The sequence below is a fragment of the Kribbella amoyensis genome (assembly GCF_007828865.1).
Taxonomy (GTDB): domain Bacteria; phylum Actinomycetota; class Actinomycetes; order Propionibacteriales; family Kribbellaceae; genus Kribbella; species Kribbella amoyensis.
Genome location: NZ_VIVK01000002.1, coordinates 222,087 through 244,202 on the forward strand (window position 1 = coordinate 222,087; position 22,116 = coordinate 244,202).

Consider the following 22,116-nt stretch of genomic DNA (forward strand, 5'->3'; position numbering starts at 1 on the left):
ATGGAAAAAGTGCCCGTCCGGCGTTGACACGGTCGTTCACCGATGGTTACCTCATCATGACCACCTGTTGCGGCGCGGGCAGACGCCGGATCCGGGGGATCAGTCCACCCTCGTGGAAGCCCTTGCAGCAAAGGGAGATCCGTCATGCCCAGGACCCTTCGTCGTGGTCGCCCCGGACGGCGACGCCGCCAACTTCCCGCCTTCGCCGGGCTCGCGATCCTGTCCGTGGTCGCGACCGGGCTCGGTGTCGGGAACCCGCCACTCGCGCACGCCGCCGGCGAGCCGGTGAACATCTGGCTGACCACCACCAGCGACGCGGCCGGCCGCACCGTGACTCGTGGCCTGCAGCAACAGACCCCGATCGCCTTCGGCCCGGCCGGCGGGACGGCGAACCAGACCGTCACCGTCGACGAGAACACCACGTACCAGTCGTTCGAGGGTGGTGGCGCCTCCTTCGCCGACAGCGCGGCGTGGTTGCTCAACAGCAGCAATACGATCACGGCCGCCACCCGCAACCAGGTGATGAAGGACCTGTTCGACCCGGTGAACGGGATCGGCCTGGCCTTCACCCGCAACCCGATGGGCGCCTCCGACCTGGCCCGGTTCAACTACTCCTTCGACGACACCTGCTGTGACCTGAACGACTTCAGCATCGGCCACGACCTGGCGGACGTGGTCCCGCTGACCAAGCAGGCCAAGCAGCTGAACCCGGCCCTCAAGGTCAAGGGCGCGCCGTGGAGCGCCCCGGCCTGGATGAAGGACAACAACAAGTTCACCAACCGCGGCTGGCTGAAGTGGGAGTACTACCCGATGTACGCCCAGTACTTCGTCAAGTACGTCCAGCAGAACGAGGCCGCCGGCAACCACATCGACTACGTGTCGGTGCAGAACGAGCCGACCTGCTGCGGCACCGACGACACCGGGTACGCCTCGATGAACTGGAACGGTTCCGGGCTGCTCGAGTTCACCAAGAACCACCTGTTGCCGGCGTTCCGGGCGGCGGGCATCACCACCAAGGTGATGATCCTCGACTACAACTGGGGCAACTACAACGATCTCGGGTCGGTCCCACTCGCCGACGCGGCGCTGCGCAACGACCCGTTGTTCGGCGGGATCGCGTGGCACGGGTACGGCGGCGACGTGAACCTGCAGACCCAGGTGCACAACCAGTACCCGGCCGTGAACCACTACATGACCGAGCACTCGGGCGGGACCTGGATCCCGAACCAGCAGGTCGAGGACATGAACAACCTGATCGACTACACCCGGAACTGGTCCAAATCCTGGGTGAAGTGGAGCCTCGCGCTGGACCAGAACATGCTTCCGTACGTCGGTGCCGGGTGCAACGTCTGTACCGGCCTGGTGACCGTGCAGCGGGGTGGTGCCCGGGCCGGTCAGGTGGACAAGACCGTCGAGTACTACACGATGGGGCACCTGACCAAGTTCGTGAAGCCGGGGGCGGTCCGGATCGACTCGACCGCGAACAGCTCGGTGAAGAACGTGGCCTGGAAGAACCCGGACGGGTCGAAGGCGCTGATCGCGTTCAACACCACCGGCAGTGCGCAGTCGGTCCGGGTGAACTGGGGTGGTCAGTCGTTCGTCTACACGCTGCCCACCAAGACCTCGGCGACCTTCACCTGGGCGGGTAATCAGAGCGGTGGCGGTGGCGGGACCGGTGGGCAGATCACCGGACTCGGCGGCAAGTGCGTCGACGTGGCCGGAGCCAACAGTACCGATGGGTCCGCGGTCCAGTTGTACGACTGCAACGGGACGGCCGCCCAGCAGTGGACCCGGCCGGGCGACGGGACGATCCGTGCCCTCGGCAAGTGCCTCGACGTCAACGCCGGGTCGGTGGTGAACGGGGCGAAGGTCCAGCTCTTCACCTGTAACGGCAGTGCCGCCCAGCAATGGACCCCTACGAGTGGAGGAGACCTGCTGAATCCACAGGCGAACAAGTGTCTCGATGTCACCGGCAACAATGCGGCGAACGCCACCCCACTGCAGCTGTGGAGCTGTACCGGCGCCGCGAACCAGAAGTGGACCGTCTGATGCGGGCCCGGGTACTGGCCACCGTCGCGGTCGTCGCCCTCGGAGCCGGCCTGCTCGTCGCGCCGCCGGCCGCGCAGGCGGTCGAGGCCACCGGCACGATCACCGGTCTGGCCGGCAAGTGCGTGGATGTCGCCGCCGCCAACTCCGCGGACGGTACCGCGGTTCAGTTGTACGACTGCAACGGGTCGAACGCGCAGAACTGGACCCGGAGCTCGGACGGCACCGTCAAGGCGCTCGGCAAGTGCCTCGACGTCAGCGGGGGATCGGTCGCCAACGGCGCGAAGGTCCAGCTCTGGACCTGCAACGGATCGGCCGCACAACAATGGACGTACACGTCCGGCCGGGACCTGGTGAATCCACAGGCGGACAAGTGCCTCGATGTCACCGGCAACCGATCGACGAACGCGACGCCGCTGCAGCTGTGGTCCTGCACGGGTGCGGCGAACCAGAAGTGGACCGCGCCCGCCCTGCCCGGCAACCCGCCGCCGGCCGGTGCTGCGCCGATGGCGGCGGCGCCGTACCTGTACCAGGGCTGGGGTAGTCCGCCGAACCCGGCGACCGTGATGAACGCGACCGGGGTCAAGTGGTTCACGATGGCGTTCATCCTGTCGAACGGGTACTGCAACCCGATGTGGGACGGCAGTCGGCCGCTCACCGGTGGCGTCGACCAGCAGGCGGTCAACGCGATCCGCGCGAACGGTGGGGACGTGGTGGTCTCGGTCGGCGGCTGGTCCGGCAACAAGCTCGGTGAGAACTGCAACAGCGCGGGCGAGCTGGCCGGGGCGTACCAGAAGGTGATCAACGCGCTGTCGCTGAAGGCGATCGACGTCGACATCGAGGCGAGCGAGTTCTCCAACCCGACCACCCGGCAGCGGGTGATCGACGCGCTGAAGATCGTCGAGCAGAACAACCCGGGGATCGCGACCTACCTCACCTTCGGCACCAGCACGACCGGACCGGACGGTGACGGTCAGGACCTGATCCGGCGGGGCGCGGCCTCCGGGCTGAACCTGGACGGCTGGGTGATCATGCCGTTCAACTTCGGCGGCGGCACGACCAACATGGCGACGCTCACCCGGCAAGCGGCCGACGGACTGAAGAACCGGGTCCGGGACGCGTACGGGCTGTCCGACGACGCGGCGTACCGCAAGATCGGCATCTCCTCGATGAACGGCATCACCGATGTCGCCGGGGAGCGGGTGAACCTGGCCGACTTCGAGTCGATGCTGAGCTACGCGTCCCAGCATCACCTCGCCCGCTTCACCTTCTGGTCGGTCAACCGGGACCGGCCCTGCAACGCTGGCGGTGCGGACACGTGCAGTGGTGTCCCGCAACAGAACTGGGAGTTCACCAAGGTGATCGGTCGTTACCGCGGCTGAGCCCGGAGGTGGGAACGGCCGTCGCCTGGTTGGGGTGGCGGCCGTTCGCCGTTCCGGGGCGGTGTTGACCCTCCGGTTGCCGGAGGGTGCAGATTAGGGGTCATGACGGCATCGGTGACCATCGGTGAGTTCGCGCGGCTCACTCATCTGAGCGTGAAGACGCTGCATCACTACCACGACATCGGCCTGCTCACTCCGGCCTCGATCGACGCGTCCACCGGGTACCGGCGGTACGGGACGGACCAGGTGGACGTGGCGCAGTTGATCCGGCGGCTGCGGAGTCTGCAGATGCCGCTCGCGCAGGTCCGGGCGGTCGTGGACGCGCCCGACCTGACCACGCGGGACCAGGAACTGCGGGCGCACCTCGACCAGATGGAGCAGGAGCTGGTCCGGACCCAGGACGTGGTCGCGTCGCTGCGGACCATGCTCACGCTGCCGACGTCGGCGCTCTCCGTGGAGTACCGCTTCATCCCCGCGTTCCGGGCGTACGGCGTCGCCGACCACGTCGCGCGGGACGACATCGGGCCGTGGTGCGGTGAGGTGTTCCCCCGGTTGGGTGCGGCCGCCGCCCGGGCCGGGATCACGGCGACGGCCGGCGCGACGTACAGCGACGAGTTCTTCGCCGACGAGGCGGGCGAGGTGGTCGCGTTCGTGCCCGTCGCACCCGACCAGGCGCCGGCCGACGGCGTGGAGCTGATCGACCTGCCCGCGGGCTTCTTCGCGATCACCGTGCACGGCGGGCCGTTCACCGACTTCGACCGCACCTACGGAGCCCTCGGGAGCCACGTCGCCGAGCACTGCGAGGTGGCGCCCGGCCCGATCCGTGAGCTCTACCTGGTCGGACCCGGCGACGACGGTGCCGGGCCGGCCGACTACCGCACCGAGATCTGCTGGCCGATCCGGCGCATCCCCTCGACGAACGTCTCCAGTACGAAAGGCTGAACCATGTCTGCTGAATCCGCTGCCGGCTCGGGCATCTCGCTCGAGCACGTCACCTTCGACTGCGCCGACGCGGCCGGTCTGGCCGGCTTCTGGGCCCGGGTGATGGGCCGGGAAGTCGATGCCGGTGGCAACGAGTACTTCGCCACCGTGAACAAGCACGGGGCCGGGACGGCGCTGATGTTCCTCCAGGTCCCGGAGCCGCGGACCGGGAAGAACCGGCTGCACCTGGACCTGGCCACGCGGAACTGGTCCGACGAGGTGGACCGGCTGGTCGGACTCGGGGCCAAGCGGCTGGACGAGTACGACGAGTACGGCGCGCACTGGATCACCCTGGCCGATCCCGAGGGCAACCTGTTCGACCTGGCGGAGATTCGCTGACGCGTCTCCGGGCTCGGCGGGTGCTCAGTCCATTCGGTCGAGGTGGGCCTCGAGCGCGTCGAGGCGGTCCCGCCACAGGTCCCGGTACGGCGCCAGCCAGGCGTCGATCTCGGCCAGTGGCGCGGGCCGCAGCCGGTACCAGCGGCGCTGGGCGTCCTGCCGGACCTCGACCAGGCCGGCGTCGCGGAGGACCTTGAGGTGCTTCGACACCGCCGGCTGGCTGAGGTCGAGCTGCTCGACGAGCTCGCCGACCGGGCGCTCGCCGGCCCGGAGCAGGTCCAGGATCTCCCGCCGCCGCGGTTCCGCGAGCACCTCGAACGTAGTTGCCATATGAGGAATATAACCCCGCCGGCCGTCCGGTCGCGCGGCATCTCAATCCGCAGTCGGGCTGATTCCGTACCGCAGCTGGCCGCGCCGATCTCTCCTGGCAGCCGGGCTCGTTCTTCCTACGGGCCCAGCTGGAGCGTTATGCCCAGGGGTCGGTGATCTCGCGAAGGCTGGTGAGGGCTTCGCGCAGTTGCTTGGCCCGGGCGGGACCGAGGTGGGCGGTCCACTCGGCTTCGACCTCGGCGACGACGGTGTTGGCGACCGGGACGGCCTGGTGGCCGCGGGCAGCGATCTTGACCAGGCGGGCGCGGGCGTCGGTGGGGTCCGGGACGCGTTCGACGTAGCCGGAGCGCTCGAGCTGGTCGACCAGGAAGCCGGCCGTCTGCTTGGTGACCTGGGCCTGCTCGGCGAGCTCGGTCAGCCGGGTGCCGTCCGGCCCGATCCGCTGGAAGATCCGGCCCTGCGCGGGGGTGAGGTCGTCGAACCCGGCCGCCGCGAGCGCCTCGAACACCCGGTTCTCCAGCGCGCGGTACGGGATGAACAGCAACAGCCCGAGGTTCAGTGGGTCCGGCACCCCGCCATCTTGACCGATGGTCAGAGAAGCTGTCTAATTTGGTCAGAGAGGCTTACCACTGGGGGAGCGGTGGACACGGAGACGATCTGGCACCACATCGACGCCGAACGAGCGAGCCTGGCCGACCTGCTGTCCGGCCTGACGATCGAGCAGTGGGACACGCCGTCGGTCTGCCCGGGCTGGCGAGTCCGCGACGTCGCCGCCCACGTCATCTCCTCCCCACAAGCACGCGTCTGGCCGGTTGTGCGAGGACTGGCTCGGGCGCGCGGTGACTTCAACCGAATGGTGTACGAGGAGGCGCGGCGCGCGGGTTCCCAGTACGCGCCGGCCGAGATCGTCGCCCAGTACCGCGAGTACGCCGGGTCGCGGCGTCATCCGCCGGGGACGACGACCGCCGATCCGTTACTGGACGTGCTGATTCACACGCAGGACATCGCGCGCCCGTTGGGGATTCGGCGAGACGTGCCCGTGAATGCGGCGATGGTCGCGGCAGAGCGGATCTGGACGAAGGCGTTCCCGTTCAAAGCGCGGAAGCGGCTGGCCGGGGTACGGCTGGTCGCGACCGACTGCGCGTGGAGCGTGGGCGAGGGCGCCGAGGTCCGCGGGGTGATGGGCGACCTGCTGTTGGTGTTGAGCGGGCGCACCGTGTCGGTGCCGGAGCTGACCGGTCGGGGCGTGGACCGGCTCAGCTGAATTCCGCCGGGAACGTGGCGGCGAGCGCTTCGCGAAGCAACGCGGCGAGGTCGGGCTTGCCGTCTTCCTTGGCCCAGCGAACCAGGGCGATGTGGGTCACGCCGAGGCAGGCTCCCGAGATCGCGCGGGTGTGGAACTCCTGGTCCGGATCCGGCTCCTCGCCGCAGACTGCGCGGACGATCGCGTCCTGGGCGGCGTACTGGTTGTCGAGGTGGCGGGCGCGGAGCGCGGGGACCGAGATCATCAACCGGAGTTGGGTGAGCAGGAGCTGCCGCCGACTCGGCGACGCGCCGATCGCCGTCGTCGCGGTCTGGATCAGGGCGTGGCCGATCCGTCGGGCCAGGTGTTCCTCGGGTGGAAGCTCGGCGAGAACCGTGGCGGTGAGGGAGCTGTACTCGTCCCAGAGCACGAGGTCTTCCTTGGTCGGGAAGTGCCGGTAGACCGTCATTGCGGAGACGCCGGCCGCCTGCGCGACGTCGTTCACGGTGGTCTCGTCGTAGCCACGGTCCTCGAACAAACGCAGGGCGTGCCGTTGCACCGTCTGCCGGGTCTCGGTCTTCCGGCGTTCCCGCAAGCTCGTCATGTGGTAGAACATACCAAACTGGTAGTGACTAACACATATGAGGGAGTTGGGGACGATGCTGCGACTGGATGGGCGGACCGGCTTGGTGACCGGGGCGTCGCGGGGGATCGGCCGGGCGATCGCCGAGCGGCTGGCCGCGGACGGGGCGTTCGTGGCCGTGCACTACGGGGGAAGCGCGGACGGTGCTCGGGAGACGGTGGCCCGGATCGAGGCCGCGGGTGGGGCCGCGGTCGCGATCCAGGCGGACCTCGGGGTGAACGGTGAGGTGGATCGGTTGTTCGCCGAGTTGGAGGCGGGGCTCGGTGGGCGGGCGCTCGACATCGTGGTGAACAACGCGGCCGCCGCACCGGCCGGACCGATCACGGGGGATACGCCGGAGCAGTTCGACCGGTTGTTCGCGGTGAACGTCCGGGCGCCGTACTTCGTGATCCAGCGGGCGTTGCCGTTGTTGTCGGACCACGGCCGGATCATCACGCTGTCCACGGTCGCGACCCGGATCGCGAACCCGGCGCAGACGTCGTTCGCGATGACGAAGGGCGCGGTCGAGGTGATGAGCCGCACCCTCGCCCACGAACTCGGTCCGCGCGGTATCACCGTCAACGTGGTGTCGCCCGGCGCGACGAAGACGGCCGACAACGCCGAGGTGTTCACCGGGATCGAGGACTACCTGGCCGGCTTCACCGCACTCGGCCGGCTCGGGTCCGCCGCCGACGTCGCCGATGCGGTCGCGTTCCTGGCGTCCGACGACGCCCGCTGGATCACGGCCCAGACCCTCGAAGCCAGCGGCGGCGTTCTGCTCGGGGCTCCTCTCGGATAGGTGTTGCGTCAGTTGGTGCGGGCGCGGCCGTTCAGGTGGTCGAGGCGGTTTCAGTTGGTCAGTTGGTGCGGGCGGTGTCAGTTGGTGAGGTAAGTGGCGATGGCGAGGCTGCGGCGGCTGTAACCCGGCTCGGGGGCGATGCCGAGTTTGTCGAGCAGGGCGTTGACGTTCTTCTCGACGGCGCTCTGGGAGATGAAGAGTTTGCCGGCGATGCCCTGGTTGGTGTGGCCCTCCGCCATCAGGGCGAGGACCTCGCGCTCGCGGGGAGTGAGCTTGCTGAGCGGATCGGTGTGGGTGGTGCGGGCGAGGAGCTGGCGGACCACATCGGGGTCGAACGCGACACCACCGGCCCCGATCCGGTCGAGTGCCTCCACGAACTCCTCGACGCGCATCACCCGGTCCTTGAGCAGGTAGCCGAAGCCCTCCTGGCCGGAGGTGATCAGCTCGGTCGCGTAAGCCTTCTCGACGTACTGCGAGAGAACGAGGACGCCGATGTCGGGCCAGCGCTCGCGGATCGTCAACGCGGCGCGGAGCCCCTCGTCGGTATGGGTCGGCGGCATCCGGACGTCGACGACCACCACGTCGGGTGGCTCACCGGCGTCGGCGAACCTGGTGACCGCGGCGATCAGGGTCTGGCCGTCACCGACGGATGCGATCACCTCGTGGCCCTCCTCCTCCATCAGGCGGACCATGCCCTCGCGGAGCAGGACGGTGTCATCGGCCAGGATCAGACGCACGGCAACTCCACTCGGACAACGGTGGGCCCACCGGGTGGGCTCTGGACCTGGAAGGTTCCGTCGACGGCCGCGACCCGACCGGCCAGTCCGCCGAGCCCGCGCCCGCCCGGATCGGCGCCGCCGCGGCCGTCGTCGGTCACCACGACCAGGATGCGGTCGCCGTCGGGGGAGGAGCGGCCGACCTCGATCTCGATCGTGTGGGCGCCGGAGTGTTTCGCGGCGTTCGTCACCGCCTCGGCGATGACGAAGTACGCGACGGTCTCGACCGAAGTCGGTGGGCGCTCGGTCAGGTCGTACCGCAGGTTGACCGGGATGCTCGAGCGCTCGGCCACGTCGGCGATCACGTCGCGCAGGCCGAGGTGGTCGAGCACGGTCGGATACACCCGCCAGGCGACGTCGCGCAGATCGGCGACGGCCCGCTCGGACGCCTCGTGCGCCTGGCGGACCAGGTCGGCGGCGAGGACCGGATCCTTCGCCCGCCGGGCCCGGCTGAGCAGCAGGCCGAGCGCGACCAGGCGTTGCTGGACACCGTCGTGCAGGTCGCGCTCGATCCGGCGGCGCTCGTCGTTGACCACCTGCACGACCTCGGCCCGGCTGAGGGTGAGCTCGGAGACGCGGCGCGCGAGCACGTCCTCGGCGGACGGCGCAAGGTACCGCCGGGCGATGGCCGCGTCGAGATCGGCGACGCCGACGATGCCCATCACGTTCAGATACAGCAGGAGCAGGCCTGGGAGCGCGATCACCACCACCGTCGCGGTCGTCACCTGCCCGCCGTCCTCCTCGATGAGGCTCCAGGTGCCGCCGGCGATCCAGGCGCTGATCATCGAGGCGGCGACCAGCAGCCCGAATGTCAGCACCAGCAGCACCAGCCCGCCGAGCGCGCCGATCGGCCAGCGGCGGGACACGTACTGGAACGCCTGGCGGTCCGAGTACGGCCCGAGGTCGTCGACGCGGTGGAACCGGTGGAGCCGGCGCTGCTCCAGGACGGCGAGTTGCCGTGCGCAACGGTGCGCGAACCGGACGACGCGTTCGCGCGACCGCGGGGCGGCCACGATCGGGATCAGCCCGAGGCTGCCGACGAGCAGGAAGGCGAACTCCAGCCAGGCCAGCAGCGAGCCCAGCAGGACGCCCGTCAGGGTCGTCGCGCTGCGCCGGAGCAGGCCGTCGTGGTTCCGCATGGAGGCCAGGTTAGTGGGGTCCGGATCGCTACGGACTGAGGTTTTCCTCAGTTCTGTAGTGTGGAAAGACCCAGCGAAATCGACGGTCGACCACAGGGTGCGGAGGTGGTGCGCGAACCTAGCGTCGACGTCATGAATCCGATGAATCAGGTGATGATGTCCGCACTGGCGCAGAGCACGCAGGAGCCGACCGGGGGAGTGGCCGGATGGGCCATCGACCTGATGGAGAAACTGGGCGCTCCCGGCGCCGGCCTGGCGGTCGCGTTGGAGAACCTGTTCCCACCGCTGCCCAGTGAGGTGATCCTGCCGCTGGCCGGGTTCGCGGCGAACCGGGGCGACCTCGGTCTGGTCAGCGCGATCGTCTTCACCACCCTGGGCTCGGTCGTCGGCGCGCTCGCGCTGTACGGCGTTGGCGGTGTGCTCGGCCGGGACCGGACCAGGGCGCTCGCCGCGCGCCTGCCGCTGATGAAGCTCGAGGACGTGGACAAGGCGGAGGCCTGGTTCGTCAAGCACGGCCCGAAGGCGGTGCTGATCGGCCGGGTGGTGCCGATCGTCCGCAGCCTGATCTCGGTGCCCGCCGGGGTCGAGCGGATGTCGGTACCACTGTTCCTCGCCCTCACGGCGATCGGCAGCCTGATCTGGAACTCCGCGCTGATCACCGCGGGTTACGCACTCGGCGAGAAGTGGCACGTGGTGGAGTCGTCGGTCGGCTACTTCCAGTACGCCGTGCTGGCGGCCGCGATCGCGTTGGTGACCTGGTTCGTGGTGGTCAAGGTCCGGGCCCGCCGTTCGAATGGTGAGAAAGTCAACTAGCGGACTGGACTTTGGTTACGCTCGGGACCTCACTGCCGATCACTGCTGAAAGAGGGGTTCCGATGCCCTCAGCCGCCTTCGAGCCGCGCATCGTGCCGGATCCACCGGCCTGGCCACAATCCGTCGTCACCGTCGTGGGGAATCCGCGCGCCGGATCCCGGACCGCGGCCGCCGCCGCGTCGGTCGCCGAACTGCTGGCGTCCGAGCTCGGTGCGCCGTACCGGATCGACGAGTTGCTGGACCTGGTCACGTTCGCGCCGGCGATCTTCCTCGGCGACGAGGCGGGGGAGGAGCAGCGGGCCGCGTTGGAGAGCGCGGTCGACCTGGTCTCGTCCGCGTCGGTGATCGTCGTGGCCACACCGGTCTACAAGGGCAGTTACACCGGGCTGCTGAAGAGCTTCCTCGATGTGCTGCGGCCGCAGGCGCTGGAGGGTGCCGTGGTGGTGCCGGTGACGGTGTCGGCGGCGCCCTCGCACAGGCTGCTCGCGGATCAGCATCTGCGGCCGGTGCTCGCGGAGTTGGGAGCGACGGTTCCGGTGCCCGGCGTGGCGCTCGAGGAGCGTGATCTCGAGGACCTGCAGGTCGTGGTGTCCGACTGGCTGCGGCAGAACGCGGGCATCGTGCAGGCGACGACGATCGCCCTGCAGCCCGTCGCGGAACCGACCCCCGCGGGGTAAAGCGGCGGTCCCGCCTGAGCCGAGGCGCCCGGTCCGCGCGGACAGACGAGGCCGGTCCGCGCGGGACAGACGCGGCCGTCCGCGCGGGGCCGACGCGGCCGGTTCGCGCGGACGATCGATCGTGCTGTGCCCCGGGACGTGTTGTTGTGCCTCGGGGCGGGAGTGATGTCACAGCGCGTCAGTCGGGGCGGTTGGTGGATTCGGCGGGGGCTCGGCGGAGGACTGTGGTGGCCGGGACCAGGGTGGAGAAGAAGACCAGGAGTGCTGCTGCTCCGATGATCACCAGGTAGATCCACCAGGGACCGGACGGCATGGCGGTGCCGGCGACCGCGTTGCTGAACGGGATGAGCGTCGCCAGCGCGGTCAGGGTGCCGAGCAGGATGCCGGCGAACGTGATCAGCACGCCCTCGGAGCTGAGCATCCGGAGGATCTGGGTCCGGGTGGCGCCGGTGAGTCGCTGCAGGGCGAACTCGCGCCGCCGCCGGATGGTTGCCGACACCAACGTGTTGACCACCGAGACGCCGGTGTACCCGATCAGCAGGCCGACGAGCAGGTAGTTCACCCACGCCTGCGTCTTCAGGTCCGCGCTGTTCGCGGCGACCAGCGTGTCCCGGTCGGCCAGTTGTACACCGGGATGCGTCGCGGCCAGCTTGGCGAGCGTGGGCACCGGGTCGGCTCCCGACGCGAACCGGACCAGGATCTGCGGAGCCAGCCCGCTCGTCGTGTGGGCGGCGAGCAGTTCGGCGGGGAGCACGATGCTCTCGTACCCGGGAGTCGCCGCATACGTTGCGACCACGCGCAGGTCGACCGAGGAGCCGTCGCCCAGCGTCATCGTGATGGTCGAGCCGACCCCGCGATCGATCTTCGCGGCGACGCGATCCGGTAGCGCCACCGTGGACCCGGTGAGGTGCTCCAGCGAACCGGCGGTCAGCCGGACGGGCGCGGTGCCGGACGAGTCCTGCGCGGAGACGCCTTGGAGCGGGGCGCCTTCTTCGTCGAAGGGTGCGTTCCGTGGTTCGTCGATGACGCCCACGCTGGTGACGAAGGCGGACGCGCTCGCCACCCGCGGAGTACGGCGGACCTCGTCCAGCACCGAGGGGGCGAGGCCGTCGGCGGAGGAGACCAGGACCGCGTCGGCGCGGAGGCCCTCGGTGAACGCGCGCTCGGAGGCCTGTAGCTGGGTGGTTTGCATGTAGAGGTTCGCCGTGGAGATGCCGACGGCGAGCATGACCGGCATGACGGCGGCCGACATCGCCACCGATCGCGCCGTGACGTTGCGGATCGCGAGGCGGCCGTTGACCCGGCTCACCGCGTACAGCGGCCAGCGGATCAGGCCGAGGGTGAGCTTGGTCCAGAACGGTCCGAGCAACGCGATCCCGATCGCCCAGCAGAGGACAGCGGGTCCCGCGGTGGCGCCGGCGAGCGGGCCGGTCATCACGGTGCCGGTGACGATGACGAGCGCGGTGCCGCCGCCCAGCGCGATCAGGCCGAAGAACAGGCGGATCCAGCCGAACCACCTGCGCTGCAGTCCGGCTTCGAGCAGGGCCTGGACCGGCTTGATCTTGGCGGATCTCCGCGCGGCGATGAGGGCGGCGCCGATCGCGGCCAGGACAGCGGCGCCCGCACCGGCCGCGAACGGGATCCAGCCCTGGCGGAACTCGATCACGTCCGACGCGACGCCGTGCGCGGCGAGTTGGTCGAACAGGAAGCGGCCGAGCAACCACCCGGGCATCAGGCCGATCAGGACCGCGGGCAAGGAGACGAGCAGGGATTCGCCGAGGATCATCCGGCGGACCTGGCCGGGCGTGGTGCCGATACCGCGGAGCAGGGCGAACTCGCGTTCGCGGTGCTGGGCGGACAGCGCGAGCGTGGAGGCGACGACGAACATCATCGTCAGGGTCGCGATCCCGCCGAACGAACCGGCGATCGCGATCAGCGCCTCCCGCTGGGTCGAGGCCTCGAGGTGTTCGGCCAGGCCGCGATCGATCCCGGCGAGCACGGTGAGGTCGCCGAGCTCGGAGGCGCCGGCGGCACGGACGGTACGCTCGACCGCCTTCCGGACCGTTTCAAGGTCCTTGCCAGGAGCAACCATGAGGCCGAGCGCTGAGTACGTGCCGGGATGCGGCGAGAGCTTGGCGGCCTCGGCGGGCGAGAAGAAGCTGTGCCCGGCCGGACCGTCGGCGACGCCCGAGACGGTGAACGATTTCGGCTCGCCGCCGATGAGCAGGGTGACGCGATCGCCGGTACCGAGGTGCGCGGTGCGGGCCGTGGTCGCGTCCACGACGACGTCGCCGGGAGCGGTCGGCGGGTGGCCGGACGTCAGCTTGTACGGGGCGAGACGCGCGGAGGTCCAGGCGTGTCCCTCACCCGTCGGAGCAACACTCGACCCGCCGTCACCGACGAGCGGGCGGGCGGTGAAGGTGAGGTCGGGAACGACCGCGGTGACGCCTTCGACTCCGCGGAGGGCGGCGACGGCGGACGACGGAATGCCGGCCCGTTCGACCAGCGGAGTCCCGTCCTCGGCGCCCGGCTTGAGGTGGGACTGCTTGGCGGTGACCACCAGGGGAGCGGCGGCGAGGCGTTCAGGTGGGACGTTGGAGCGGATGCCGGTCTCCATCAGGCCGCCGCAGGCGAGCACGATCGCGGTGCCGAAGACGACCGCGACGAACGTGGCGACGAAGCCGCCCTTGCGGAAGCGCAAGGTGCGGACGGCGAGCCGCATCATCGACCCACTCCCGCCCGGCTCAGCACCGAGGTCCCAGCCGACCCGGGCGTACCGGATCCGGACCGTGCGCCGAGGTGGGTCATCCGGTCGGCGACCTCCTCGGCCGTCGGTGCCACCAGCTGCCCGGCCAGCCGGCCGTCGGCGAGGAAGACGACCTGGTCGGCGTACGACGCGGCGACCGGATCGTGGGTGACCATCACGACCGTCTCCCCTTGGCTGCGAACCGGCTCGCGGAGCAGTTCGAGCACGTCGGCCGCGGTCTGCGTGTCGAGGGCGCCGGTCGGTTCGTCGGCGAAGATGACGGCGGGGCGAGTGACGAGGGCGCGGGCGATGGCGACGCGTTGCTGCTGTCCGCCGGAGAGCTCGCCGGGCCGGTGCTTGTGCCGATCGCCGAGGCCGACGCGATCCAGGACGGTGCGTACCGCGGCGCGGTTCGGGCGGCGGCCGTCGAGCTCCTGCGGCAGGGTGACGTTCTGCCAGACCGTCAGCGCCGGCAACAAGTTGAACGACTGGAACACGAAGCCGATGCGTTCGCGGCGCAACTCGGTGAGCTGCTTCTCCTTGAGCCCGGCCAGTGGCTGGTCGTCGATGAACATGGCGCCGGACGTCGGCCGGTCGAGCCCGGCCGCGCAGTGCAGGAAGGTGCTCTTGCCCGAACCGGACGGACCCATCACCGCGGTGAAGGAGCCGCGTTCGAACGCGATACTGATCCCGTCGAGCGCGACCACGGCGTTGCCACCGCGCCCGTACACGCGGCGAACGTCCTGCAGCAGCACGGAGTTCGGGCTGCTCTGGATGGGGTCCTGCTTGCGCCTCATGGGCCGGCCTCTCAGGTGCGTCGCGGGCGTCTCGGATGACGCCACTGACGCTACGGAGAGCGGACCGGCCGCCCCAGGGAGCTGAGCCGCCGATCAGGGTGGGGCTAGGTCCACCAGGAGCAGGGGCGTTCTGCTTACTTCCCGGCGGTCCGGGAAGCGGGCCCGGGCAGCAGCGCGGCAAGGCCGGCCAGGTACGAATCCGGCGTGACGTCGCCGAGCAGCAGCCGCTGCAGGATGAACCCCGGCAGCAGACTGAACAGAGCCTGGGCGACGTACTCCGGGTCGGCGTCCGGGTCCAGCGTGCCGTCGGTCTGCGCGCGGCGGACCACGTCGACGTAGTGGTTGCGCAGCATCGTGTACTTCTCGCGCGCGGTCGCCGCGATGGTCGGATTGTGGAGCGCCTCCGCCCAGGCCTGCAGTGCGACCCGGGTGACGTCCTCGTTCGGCGCGTCCGCGATCCCGACGACGTACTCGAGGATCTTGCGCATCGTCTCCGTCAAGGACAGCGGCCCAGGCTCGGCCAGGATCCCGTCGAACAGCTGGTCGACCGTGCTCAACCCGTCGTCGGCGATCGCGGCGATCAGCTCCTCCTTGCTCTTGAAGTAGCCGTAGACCGCGCCCGCCGACAGCCCGGACGCGCGGATCACGTCCGCCATCGTCGTCTTGTGGAAGCCCTGCTCGGTCACGCAGGCGCGCGCGGCCCTGACGATCTGCTGGCGGCGGGCGAGCCGGTGTTCATCGGTGACCTTGGGCATGTCCGGAACATAAAACGAATATCCGTTCTTGACAACACGCGGACCGGGCGGCACCCTCGAACCAATAAAGAACGATCATTCGGTTTTTTGGAGAAGGGGTCACGATGTCCGAGCAAACCGTCGCCGAGGACCGCCGCCGTCCGCCCGTGGCGGTGGTCGTCCTGCTGCTCACCGCGTTGCTGACGGTGCTGCTGATCGCGTTCGCCTGGCCGGCCGCCCGGTCGCAACCCCGCGACCTCCCGCTGGGAATCGCGGGTCCGCCGCAGGCCGTCACGCAACTGACCTCCTCGCTCGACCAGGCGATGCCCGGCGGCTTCGAGATCAAGGCGTACGCCGATCGGGCCGCCGCGGTCCGCGCCATCGAGAACCGGGACGTGTACGGCGCGATCGTGGCGGACCCGCAGACGCCCGAGGTGCTGACCGCTTCGGCCGGCGGTCCCGCGGTGGCGCAGATCCTCACCCAGCTGGCGGGCCGCATCGGCGCGCAGCAGGGGGTCGCGCCGAAGGTCACCGACGTCGTGCCGCTGCCGGCCGACGACCCGCGCGGTACCGGTCTTGCGGCGGGCGCGTTGCCGCTCGTCATCGGAGGGATCGCGGCCGCGGGCATGCTGACCCAGTTGGTGCGCGGTGGTGGCCGCCGGATGGCCGGGGCGCTTGCGTTCGCGGTGACCGGCGGGCTGGCGCTGGCGGCGGTGCTGCAGTTCTGGCTCGGTTCGTTCGAGGGCAGCTACTGGGCGAACTCCGGGGTGATCGCGTTGTCGATCGCGGCCATCAGCCTGACCCTGCTCGGCCTGGAGTGGCTGATCGGTACCGCGGGGCTCGCGCTCGGTGCGGCGACGATGATGCTGCTCGGGAACCCGCTGTCCGGGATGACAAGCGCGCCCGAGATGCTGCCGGGCGGCTGGGGCGCTCTCGGCCAACTGCTCCCGCCCGGCGCCGGTGGTACCGCGTTGCGCTCGGTCGGCTTCTTCGACGGAGCCGGGGCCGGACGTCCCCTCCTGGTCCTCGGTTGCTGGCTGGTTCTCGGATTGCTGCTGTGCGCGGCCGGAGCCGGCCGCGACCGCACGCGGCGCGCGGTACCAGCCCGTCCGGAGGCTTCGCCCGTGACCGTTTGAGCCTCGATCAGAGCGGTAACCGGATCGTTACGGCCCGGTTACCGCCTGCGCGTCCTGTCATCGGACGCGGCACGGACAACGTTGTCTGCCAACCATTGACTTCCTCGGCCGCAGACTTCTACGGTCGCGGGGCAAACCGCTGGGTTTGCGCCGTGGAACCGGGATGACAACGATTGCCCGAAGGTGGACGTGATGGTCATGAGGAAGAGTTTCAAGGCGGCCGGTGCGCTGGCCGTGGGCGCGCTCCTGCTGGGGGTCTCGGCCTGTAGTCAGGGGTCGACGACCAAGGAGGCGGACCCGGGCAGCTCGCAGAGCGCCGGCCCGGCGAACATCAAGATCGCCTACCAGCAGTGGGGCCCCGGAACGGTGATGAAGAGCTTCCTCACCGGCGCCAAGGCCGAGTTCGAGGCGGCCAACCCGGGCTCGAAGGTCGAGATCGTGCCGATCGTGGCCAGCGAGAACGACTACTACACCAAGCTGCAGCTGATGATGCGCTCGCCGAACACGGCGCCCGACATCGTCTACGAGGACACCTTCCTGATCAACTCCGACATCACCGCGGGGTACCTGAAGCCGCTCGACGACTACATCAAGGACTGGTCCGACTGGTCCCAGTTCGAGGACACCGCCAAGGGCGCCGCGAAGGGCCAGGACGGCAAGACGTACGGCATCCCGGACGGGACCGACACGCGCGCGCTCTGGTACAACAAGCAGATCTTCGCGAAGGCCGGACTGCCCGCCGACTGGCAGCCGAAGACCTGGGACGAGGTGCTCACCGCGGCTCGCACGATCAAGCAGAAGGTGCCCGGCGTCATCCCGCTGAACGTGTACTCCGGCAAGCCGATGGGTGAGGCCTCCGCCATGCAGGGCCTGGAGATGCTGCTCTACGGCACCAAGGACACGCTGTACAACTTCGACCAGTCCAAGTGGGTCGTCGGCAGCCAGGGGTTCAAGGACTCGCTCGGCTTCATCAAGACCATCTTCGACGAGGGCATCGCGCCGCAGCCGAAGCAGTCGCTCGACCCGAACTGGGGCAACAAGGTCGGCAGCGACCTGCTCCCGAACGGCAAGCTGGCGATCGCGCTGGACGGCTCCTGGCTCTACAACAACTGGCAGAAGACCGGCGCGAAGCCGTGGCCGCAGTGGACCGAGGTCCTCGGCCAGACGGCGATGCCGACCCAGGGCGGCGAGGGCAAGGGCAAGGTCAGCCTGTCCGGCGGCTGGACCTGGGCGATCCCGGCCAAGTCGAAGTCCCCGGACGCCGCCTGGAACTTCATCAAGACCCTGCAGACGCAGAAGAACGCGACCAAGTACGCCACCGACGGGGCCCAGATCGCGGTCCGCAAGGACGTCGCCGCCGACGCCGGGTACAAGTCGTCGGCCAAGAGCACCCAGTTCTTCACCGACCTGGTGTCGGTGACCGTGTACCGGCCGGCGCTGCCGGAGTACCCGAAGGTCTCCAACGAGATCATCACCGCGATGGAAGCCGTGATGACCGGCCAGTCCTCACCCGAAGAGGCCGCCAAGAACTACGACGAGGCGGTCGAGGGCATCGTCGGCAAGGACAAGACGACCAACCAGAGCGAAGGCCAGTAAGCGTCAACCGCTGAAGGGATTTCTCTGTGACATCGTCCGCTTCCGCGGTGCCCGCTCCGTCCAGCCGTGAGGCCGGGCGGGGCGGGCGTCCCCGCGCCGCCAAGCTGGTCCGGATGACGCCGCTGACCCCGGCGATCGCGCTGATGCTGGTGTTCCTGGCCGGGCCGATCATCTACTGCTTGTACGCCGCCTTCACCAACATGGCGCTCACCGGGACCGGCGCGAACGAGGTGAAGTTCGTCGGCCTGGAGAACTTCCGCAAGGCCTTCGGCAGCGGGGCGTTCACCAACGCGATCTGGCTCACCCTGGTGTTCACGCTGATCTCCGCGATCATCGGCCAGAACACCCTCGGCCTCGGCCTGGCGTTGCTGATGCGCCGCTCCACCAAGATCGTCCGCAACTTCGTCGGGACCGCCGTGATCGGCGCCTGGGTTCTGCCCGAGGTGGTCGCGGCGTACCTGCTGAGCGCGTTCTTCAACGAAGAGGGCACCCTCAACGTGATGCTGCACAAGGTCGGCCTGCCCGGCCAGGACTGGTTGTACGCGGCACCGATCATCGCGGTGTCGCTGGCCAACATCTGGCGCGGCACGGCGTTCTCGATGCTGGTGTACTCCGCGGCGCTCAGCGAGGTGCCCAAGGAGATCGAGGAGTCGGCCGAGATGGACGGCGCCGCCGGGATCCGCCGGCTGTTGTTCGTCACGCTGCCGATGATCAGCCGTGCCGTGATGACCAACCTGATGCTGATCACGCTGCAGACGCTGAGCGTGTTCGGCCTGATCTACGCGATGACCCGCGGCGGTCCTGGCACCAAGAGCCAGACCTTGCCGCTGTACATGTACGAGCAGGCGTTCAGCTTCTCCCAGATCGGCTACGGCACCGCGATCGCGCTGGTGATGCTGGCGATCGGTGCGGTGTTCTCGCTGATCTACCTGCGTGGACTGAACTCGGAGGCCGCATGATCGCCCGGGACCGGATCAGCAAGCTCACCGCGAACCTGGTCCTGCTCGCCATCGGCATCCTCTTCGTACTGCCGTTGCTGTGGGTGCTGTTCGCCTCGATCAACCGGACCGCCGGGCTGCGGGTCGAGTTCCCGACCGAGCCGACGCTCGGCAACTTCAAGGCGGTGCTGAACACCGACACGACGTACCGGCCGGTGTTCAACGGGATCGTGCTGTGCGGCGGATCCGCGCTGCTGACGATGGTCTGCGCGGTGCTCGCGGCGTACCCGCTGTCGCGGTTCAAGTCGAAGTTCAACCGGCCGTTCCTGCTCACCGTGCTGTTTTGCACGGGCCTGCCGATCACCGCGGTGATGGTGCCGGTGTACGGGCTGTTCGTCCAGCTCAACCTGGTCGACACGATCGGCGGCACCATCATGTTCATGGCGACCTCGTCGTTGCCGTTCGCGATCTGGCTGACCAAGACGTTCATGGACGGCGTGCCGATCTCGCTCGAGGAAGCGGCCTGGGTCGACGGGGCCGGCAACATGCAGGCGCTGCGGCGGATCGTGCTGCCGCTGATGTGGCCGGGGATCGCGGTCGTGCTGATCTTCACCTTCATCGGGATGTGGGGGAACTTCTTCGTTCCCTTCATGCTGCTGCTCTCGCCCGAGCGGTTGCCGGCGTCGGTGAGCATCTTCACCTTCTTCGGTCAGTACGGTGAGCCGAACTACGGGCAGCTGGCGGCGTACTCGCTGATCTACACGTTCCCGGTCCTGATGCTCTATCTCTTGCTCAGCCGGAAGCTGGGCGGGGCGTTCGCGTTGGGCGGCGCGATCAAGGGATAGGTACTTCTTTCTTTCCCCACAGCGAGTTCCTGGGTGGTGCCGGGTGGGTGGTGCCCAGGTTGACGGAAGAGGAGCCGTGCGCCACATGGCTCCTCTTCCGCTGTTTCGACGGCTCCGGTCGTAGTACTGTCCGGGGACGCACAGTGTCGTCGTGACAGCTGGGGGTGATCGCGACCGTGCAGTCAGTCGGTGAGCTGATGGCTCACGCTGTCGAGACGTTTCTGCGCACCCGCAGCCGGCCGGATGCCGGCGCCGCGATTTCGGCGGCGAAGGCGATGACCGCCGCCGACCGGGCCGGGTTGTCGCCAGACCTGCGGTACCTCGCCGACGTGTTCGTCGGGCTGAACGTCCACGAAGCCGCCCGGGAGCTGTCCACGACGGCGGCTTCGGCGCACAGTGCCTTCCTTCGCAGCCACCGGACGGAGTTGCTCCGGTGCGCCGTCGTGCTCGGTCAGCTCGCAGTGTTGGCCGAGGGCCCCGATCCCAACGTCGCGTTGCTCAATCGGATCCAGCTCGGGTCGATCCTGCAGACGAACTTCCACCACCAGTACGACCTCGGCAGTCTGTTCGAGTCCGTCACCGTGCTGCGTGACGTCTTCAACGAGCTCACCACTCTGCACGTGCTGTGGACGGCCGCGGCCACCCAGTTGGCGATCGCGCTGGTGATCTCGGCCGAGCACCAGCTGGAGAACGTCTCCCTGGTGGAGGCGGAAGCGCTGTACCAGGACGTCTTCAGGTTGGTGCCCCATCACCCGGAGATCGGTGCCGAGCACCACAACTACGCGGATCTGCTGCGGGTGAAGTATCAACGGGAGAAGGATCCCGCGCTGCTGGAAGCCAAGATCGAGCAGCATCGGCTGGCGGTCGAGCGGTCCCCCGACGGACATCCGGCGGACGCCATCCGGCGAACCGCCCTGGCGAACGCGTTGCTGAACCGGTGTCTGCTGACCGGTGGGACGAACGACCTGGACCTGGCGCTCGACGTCCTGGCGAAGGTCCCGGCGGCGGGGACCGTTCTCCCGCCGGTCGACCTCACGATCCTGCGCGCGTCCTTCCTGTTGCTGCGGTACGACAGTCTGCGTCGCGCTGACGATCTCGAGGCGTCGAGGCGGCTGCTGATCGAAGCCTCCGGATCAGTGGATCCCGCCCACGCGCCGGCGGCGGTTCAATCCCTGACCGGCCTGCACCTGCTGATCGAGGCAGACGCCAGAAGGAGTGAGGAGGTCGCCGCGGAGGCGTTCAAGACGCTGATCGCGGCCGTCGGGCTCGACCGTACCTTGACCTCCCCGCGGTGGGCTCTGCTCGCCCTGGCGGAGGCCTGGCCCGGCAGCAGCGAATTCACCGCAACCGCGGACCGGCTTCGGGAGGACACCGATCGGTGGGACACGCTCGACGCCTGGCAGAGCGATCCGTCGGCGGTTGTCGCGAAGAGGTACTACCTACGAAGGAGTGGTTCCCTTGGCTGACCAGGACCCGCAGGCCGAGCAGCCGCCGGATCCCGGACCGGCCGACCCACCCGGTGGGACCGAGAAGGACGGCATCGTCATCCCGGGCCGGTTCCAGATCAAGCTCGTCGGCGGGCTGCAATCGCGCCGCTCGGCGAAGCGGAACCGATCGACCGGGGCGGACGAGGAGTCCGGCGAGAAGGCCGGCGGCGACAGGACCGGGGACGCATGAGCGACACCGTCGGCGAGGTACTGGCCGCGGAACTGCGCGAGACGATGGCCACCGAGCGGGCCAGGAAGTCCTCGATCGAGGCCAAGGGGTTGTCGGTGGTGACGACCTGCGGGGCGTTCCTCACCTTCCTCTTCGGCTTCGCGACTTTCGTCGGAGTCCGGGAGGGCGTCGAGCGGTCGGGCCTGGTACTGGCCCTGGTCAGTGCCGGTGTCGTGCTGCTCGCGGCGGCGTGCCTGCTCGGCATTCTCTGCAGCCTGCCCGGCCTGTACCACGAGATCGAGACGGAGAGTCTGCGGACGATGGCGTCCCCCGACGTGTGGGAAGAGGACGGTACGGAGGCGCGCCGGGAACTGGCCCTTGCGCGCATCCTGCAGGCGTCGGACTGGCACCGGCGGAACACGATCAAGGCGCGGGTGCTGCTGGTGGCGATCGCGCTGGAGGCGCTGGGCGTGATCGCGGTCGGCTTCGACGTGATCGTCCTCGCGCTGCGGTGGTAGGGC

Annotated in this window: 23 protein-coding genes; 15 read left to right on the forward strand and 8 right to left on the reverse strand. The window is 69.1% G+C overall.

The annotated features are described in order from the left end of the window. Positions 1-144: 144 nt before the first annotated feature. The 4 genes from FB561_RS31300 (at position 145) to FB561_RS31315 (ending at position 4,748) form a co-directional block, all read left to right on the forward strand. Positions 145-2,049, forward strand: coding sequence for a ricin-type beta-trefoil lectin domain protein (locus tag FB561_RS31300; protein WP_145813653.1), 1,905 nt, complete (start codon positions 145-147; stop codon positions 2,047-2,049). Next, positions 2,049-3,428, forward strand: a complete 1,380-nt coding sequence (locus FB561_RS38850; protein WP_145813654.1) for a chitinase — start codon at positions 2,049-2,051, stop codon at positions 3,426-3,428. Before FB561_RS31300 ends, FB561_RS38850 begins: the two co-directional genes overlap by 1 nt. A 102-nt stretch (positions 3,429-3,530) precedes the next feature. Beyond that, complete coding sequence (locus tag FB561_RS31310; protein WP_145813655.1) at positions 3,531-4,370, forward strand: MerR family transcriptional regulator; 840 nt, start codon at positions 3,531-3,533, stop codon at positions 4,368-4,370. A gap of 3 nt (positions 4,371-4,373) precedes the next feature. Beyond that, on the forward strand, positions 4,374-4,748 hold the full coding sequence (locus tag FB561_RS31315) for a VOC family protein (RefSeq protein WP_145813656.1): 375 nt from the start codon (positions 4,374-4,376) through the stop codon (positions 4,746-4,748). Between the two features lie 24 nt (positions 4,749-4,772). On the opposite strand, the gene FB561_RS31320 is transcribed toward FB561_RS31315, so the two are convergent. Further along, on the reverse strand, positions 4,773-5,078 hold the full coding sequence (locus FB561_RS31320; protein ID WP_145813657.1) for an ArsR/SmtB family transcription factor: 306 nt from the start codon (positions 5,076-5,078) through the stop codon (positions 4,773-4,775). 136 nt (positions 5,079-5,214) lie between these two features. After that, the gene (locus tag FB561_RS31325) at positions 5,215-5,649 is read right to left on the reverse strand and encodes a MarR family winged helix-turn-helix transcriptional regulator (protein ID WP_145813658.1); all 435 of its coding nucleotides are present in this window, start codon (positions 5,647-5,649) and stop codon (positions 5,215-5,217) included. 69 nt (positions 5,650-5,718) lie between these two features. Here FB561_RS31325 and FB561_RS31330 point away from each other — a divergent pair, with 69 nt between their 5' ends. After that, entirely contained in the window at positions 5,719-6,342 is a 624-nt protein-coding gene (locus tag FB561_RS31330; protein WP_145813659.1) for a maleylpyruvate isomerase family mycothiol-dependent enzyme, read from the forward strand. On the opposite strand, the gene FB561_RS31335 is transcribed toward FB561_RS31330, so the two are convergent. After that, positions 6,335-6,925 carry a TetR/AcrR family transcriptional regulator gene (locus FB561_RS31335; protein ID WP_145813660.1) on the reverse strand — a complete coding sequence of 197 codons (591 nt, stop codon included), beginning with the start codon at positions 6,923-6,925 and terminating at the stop codon, positions 6,335-6,337. The genes FB561_RS31330 and FB561_RS31335 overlap by 8 nt on opposite strands. Before the next feature lie 55 nt (positions 6,926-6,980). Here FB561_RS31335 and FB561_RS31340 point away from each other — a divergent pair, with 55 nt between their 5' ends. Further along, positions 6,981-7,742 carry an SDR family oxidoreductase gene (locus tag FB561_RS31340; protein ID WP_145813661.1) on the forward strand — a complete coding sequence of 254 codons (762 nt, stop codon included), beginning with the start codon at positions 6,981-6,983 and terminating at the stop codon, positions 7,740-7,742. 77 nt (positions 7,743-7,819) lie between these two features. Here FB561_RS31340 and FB561_RS31345 read toward each other — a convergent pair whose 3' ends face one another. Together FB561_RS31345 and FB561_RS31350 are read right to left on the reverse strand one after the other, a co-directional pair. Continuing rightward, the gene (locus FB561_RS31345; protein ID WP_145813662.1) at positions 7,820-8,479 is read right to left on the reverse strand and encodes a response regulator transcription factor; all 660 of its coding nucleotides are present in this window, start codon (positions 8,477-8,479) and stop codon (positions 7,820-7,822) included. Beyond that, a complete protein-coding gene (locus tag FB561_RS31350; protein ID WP_145813663.1) occupies positions 8,470-9,657 on the reverse strand; it encodes a sensor histidine kinase in 1,188 nt (395 codons plus the stop codon). The genes FB561_RS31345 and FB561_RS31350 overlap by 10 nt, the downstream gene beginning before the upstream one ends. Before the next feature lie 132 nt (positions 9,658-9,789). On the opposite strand from FB561_RS31350, the gene FB561_RS31355 reads away from it, so the two are divergent. After that, the gene (locus tag FB561_RS31355) at positions 9,790-10,470 is read left to right on the forward strand and encodes a DedA family protein (protein WP_145813664.1); all 681 of its coding nucleotides are present in this window, start codon (positions 9,790-9,792) and stop codon (positions 10,468-10,470) included. A 62-nt stretch (positions 10,471-10,532) separates the two neighbouring features. Then, positions 10,533-11,147 carry an NADPH-dependent FMN reductase gene (locus FB561_RS31360; protein WP_145813665.1) on the forward strand — a complete coding sequence of 205 codons (615 nt, stop codon included), beginning with the start codon at positions 10,533-10,535 and terminating at the stop codon, positions 11,145-11,147. A gap of 178 nt (positions 11,148-11,325) precedes the next feature. Here FB561_RS31360 and FB561_RS31365 read toward each other — a convergent pair whose 3' ends face one another. The 3 genes from FB561_RS31365 to FB561_RS31375 all read right to left on the reverse strand — a co-directional run bounded on the left by FB561_RS31365 (position 11,326) and on the right by FB561_RS31375 (position 15,445). Next, entirely contained in the window at positions 11,326-13,872 is a 2,547-nt protein-coding gene (locus FB561_RS31365) for an FtsX-like permease family protein (RefSeq protein ID WP_145813666.1), read from the reverse strand. Continuing rightward, positions 13,869-14,690 carry an ABC transporter ATP-binding protein gene (locus FB561_RS31370; RefSeq protein WP_145813667.1) on the reverse strand — a complete coding sequence of 274 codons (822 nt, stop codon included), beginning with the start codon at positions 14,688-14,690 and terminating at the stop codon, positions 13,869-13,871. Before FB561_RS31370 ends, FB561_RS31365 begins: the two co-directional genes overlap by 4 nt. Positions 14,691-14,824: 134 nt before the next feature. Further along, positions 14,825-15,445, reverse strand: a complete 621-nt coding sequence (locus FB561_RS31375; protein ID WP_145813668.1) for a TetR/AcrR family transcriptional regulator — start codon at positions 15,443-15,445, stop codon at positions 14,825-14,827. Between the two features lie 104 nt (positions 15,446-15,549). Here FB561_RS31375 and FB561_RS31380 point away from each other — a divergent pair, with 104 nt between their 5' ends. From FB561_RS31380 to FB561_RS31410, 7 genes are all read left to right on the forward strand, one after another. Then, positions 15,550-16,560, forward strand: coding sequence for an ABC transporter permease (locus tag FB561_RS31380; protein WP_145813669.1), 1,011 nt, complete (start codon positions 15,550-15,552; stop codon positions 16,558-16,560). Between the two features lie 198 nt (positions 16,561-16,758). Further along, positions 16,759-18,156 (forward strand): extracellular solute-binding protein, encoded by a 1,398-nt coding sequence (locus FB561_RS31385; protein ID WP_238335239.1) that lies wholly within the window; start codon positions 16,759-16,761, stop codon positions 18,154-18,156. 26 nt (positions 18,157-18,182) lie between these two features. After that, a complete protein-coding gene (locus FB561_RS31390) occupies positions 18,183-19,115 on the forward strand; it encodes a carbohydrate ABC transporter permease (RefSeq protein ID WP_238335240.1) in 933 nt (310 codons plus the stop codon). Beyond that, positions 19,112-19,939 (forward strand): carbohydrate ABC transporter permease, encoded by an 828-nt coding sequence (locus FB561_RS31395; protein WP_145813671.1) that lies wholly within the window; start codon positions 19,112-19,114, stop codon positions 19,937-19,939. The genes FB561_RS31390 and FB561_RS31395 overlap by 4 nt, the downstream gene beginning before the upstream one ends. 197 nt (positions 19,940-20,136) lie before the next feature. After that, entirely contained in the window at positions 20,137-21,405 is a 1,269-nt protein-coding gene (locus tag FB561_RS31400; RefSeq protein WP_145813672.1) for a hypothetical protein, read from the forward strand. After that, a complete protein-coding gene (locus FB561_RS31405; RefSeq protein WP_145813673.1) occupies positions 21,398-21,616 on the forward strand; it encodes a hypothetical protein in 219 nt (72 codons plus the stop codon). Before FB561_RS31400 ends, FB561_RS31405 begins: the two co-directional genes overlap by 8 nt. Beyond that, the gene (locus FB561_RS31410; protein WP_145813674.1) at positions 21,613-22,113 is read left to right on the forward strand and encodes a hypothetical protein; all 501 of its coding nucleotides are present in this window, start codon (positions 21,613-21,615) and stop codon (positions 22,111-22,113) included. Before FB561_RS31405 ends, FB561_RS31410 begins: the two co-directional genes overlap by 4 nt. Positions 22,114-22,116: the final 3 nt, after the last annotated feature.

What these genes read in the sequence shown, in the direction of transcription:
- FB561_RS31385 (WP_238335239.1), top strand. Translation starts at nt 16,759, where the DNA reads ATGAGGAAGAGTTTCAAGGCGGCCGGTGCGCTGGCCGTGGGCGCGCTC.
- FB561_RS31340 (WP_145813661.1), top strand. Translation starts at nt 6,981, where the DNA reads ATGCTGCGACTGGATGGGCGGACCGGCTTGGTGACCGGGGCGTCGCGG.
- FB561_RS31300 (WP_145813653.1), top strand. Translation starts at nt 145, where the DNA reads ATGCCCAGGACCCTTCGTCGTGGTCGCCCCGGACGGCGACGCCGCCAA.
- FB561_RS31360 (WP_145813665.1), top strand. Translation starts at nt 10,533, where the DNA reads ATGCCCTCAGCCGCCTTCGAGCCGCGCATCGTGCCGGATCCACCGGCC.
- FB561_RS31350 (WP_145813663.1), bottom strand. Translation starts at nt 9,657, where the DNA reads ATGCGGAACCACGACGGCCTGCTCCGGCGCAGCGCGACGACCCTGACG.
- FB561_RS31310 (WP_145813655.1), top strand. Translation starts at nt 3,531, where the DNA reads ATGACGGCATCGGTGACCATCGGTGAGTTCGCGCGGCTCACTCATCTG.
- FB561_RS31335 (WP_145813660.1), bottom strand. Translation starts at nt 6,925, where the DNA reads ATGACGAGCTTGCGGGAACGCCGGAAGACCGAGACCCGGCAGACGGTG.
- FB561_RS31370 (WP_145813667.1), bottom strand. Translation starts at nt 14,690, where the DNA reads ATGAGGCGCAAGCAGGACCCCATCCAGAGCAGCCCGAACTCCGTGCTG.
- FB561_RS31400 (WP_145813672.1), top strand. Translation starts at nt 20,137, where the DNA reads ATGGCTCACGCTGTCGAGACGTTTCTGCGCACCCGCAGCCGGCCGGAT.
- FB561_RS31410 (WP_145813674.1), top strand. Translation starts at nt 21,613, where the DNA reads ATGAGCGACACCGTCGGCGAGGTACTGGCCGCGGAACTGCGCGAGACG.
- FB561_RS31315 (WP_145813656.1), top strand. Translation starts at nt 4,374, where the DNA reads ATGTCTGCTGAATCCGCTGCCGGCTCGGGCATCTCGCTCGAGCACGTC.
- FB561_RS31375 (WP_145813668.1), bottom strand. Translation starts at nt 15,445, where the DNA reads ATGCCCAAGGTCACCGATGAACACCGGCTCGCCCGCCGCCAGCAGATC.
- FB561_RS38850 (WP_145813654.1), top strand. Translation starts at nt 2,049, where the DNA reads ATGCGGGCCCGGGTACTGGCCACCGTCGCGGTCGTCGCCCTCGGAGCC.
- FB561_RS31380 (WP_145813669.1), top strand. Translation starts at nt 15,550, where the DNA reads ATGTCCGAGCAAACCGTCGCCGAGGACCGCCGCCGTCCGCCCGTGGCG.
- FB561_RS31320 (WP_145813657.1), bottom strand. Translation starts at nt 5,078, where the DNA reads ATGGCAACTACGTTCGAGGTGCTCGCGGAACCGCGGCGGCGGGAGATC.
- FB561_RS31395 (WP_145813671.1), top strand. Translation starts at nt 19,112, where the DNA reads ATGATCGCCCGGGACCGGATCAGCAAGCTCACCGCGAACCTGGTCCTG.
- FB561_RS31355 (WP_145813664.1), top strand. Translation starts at nt 9,790, where the DNA reads ATGAATCCGATGAATCAGGTGATGATGTCCGCACTGGCGCAGAGCACG.
- FB561_RS31365 (WP_145813666.1), bottom strand. Translation starts at nt 13,872, where the DNA reads ATGATGCGGCTCGCCGTCCGCACCTTGCGCTTCCGCAAGGGCGGCTTC.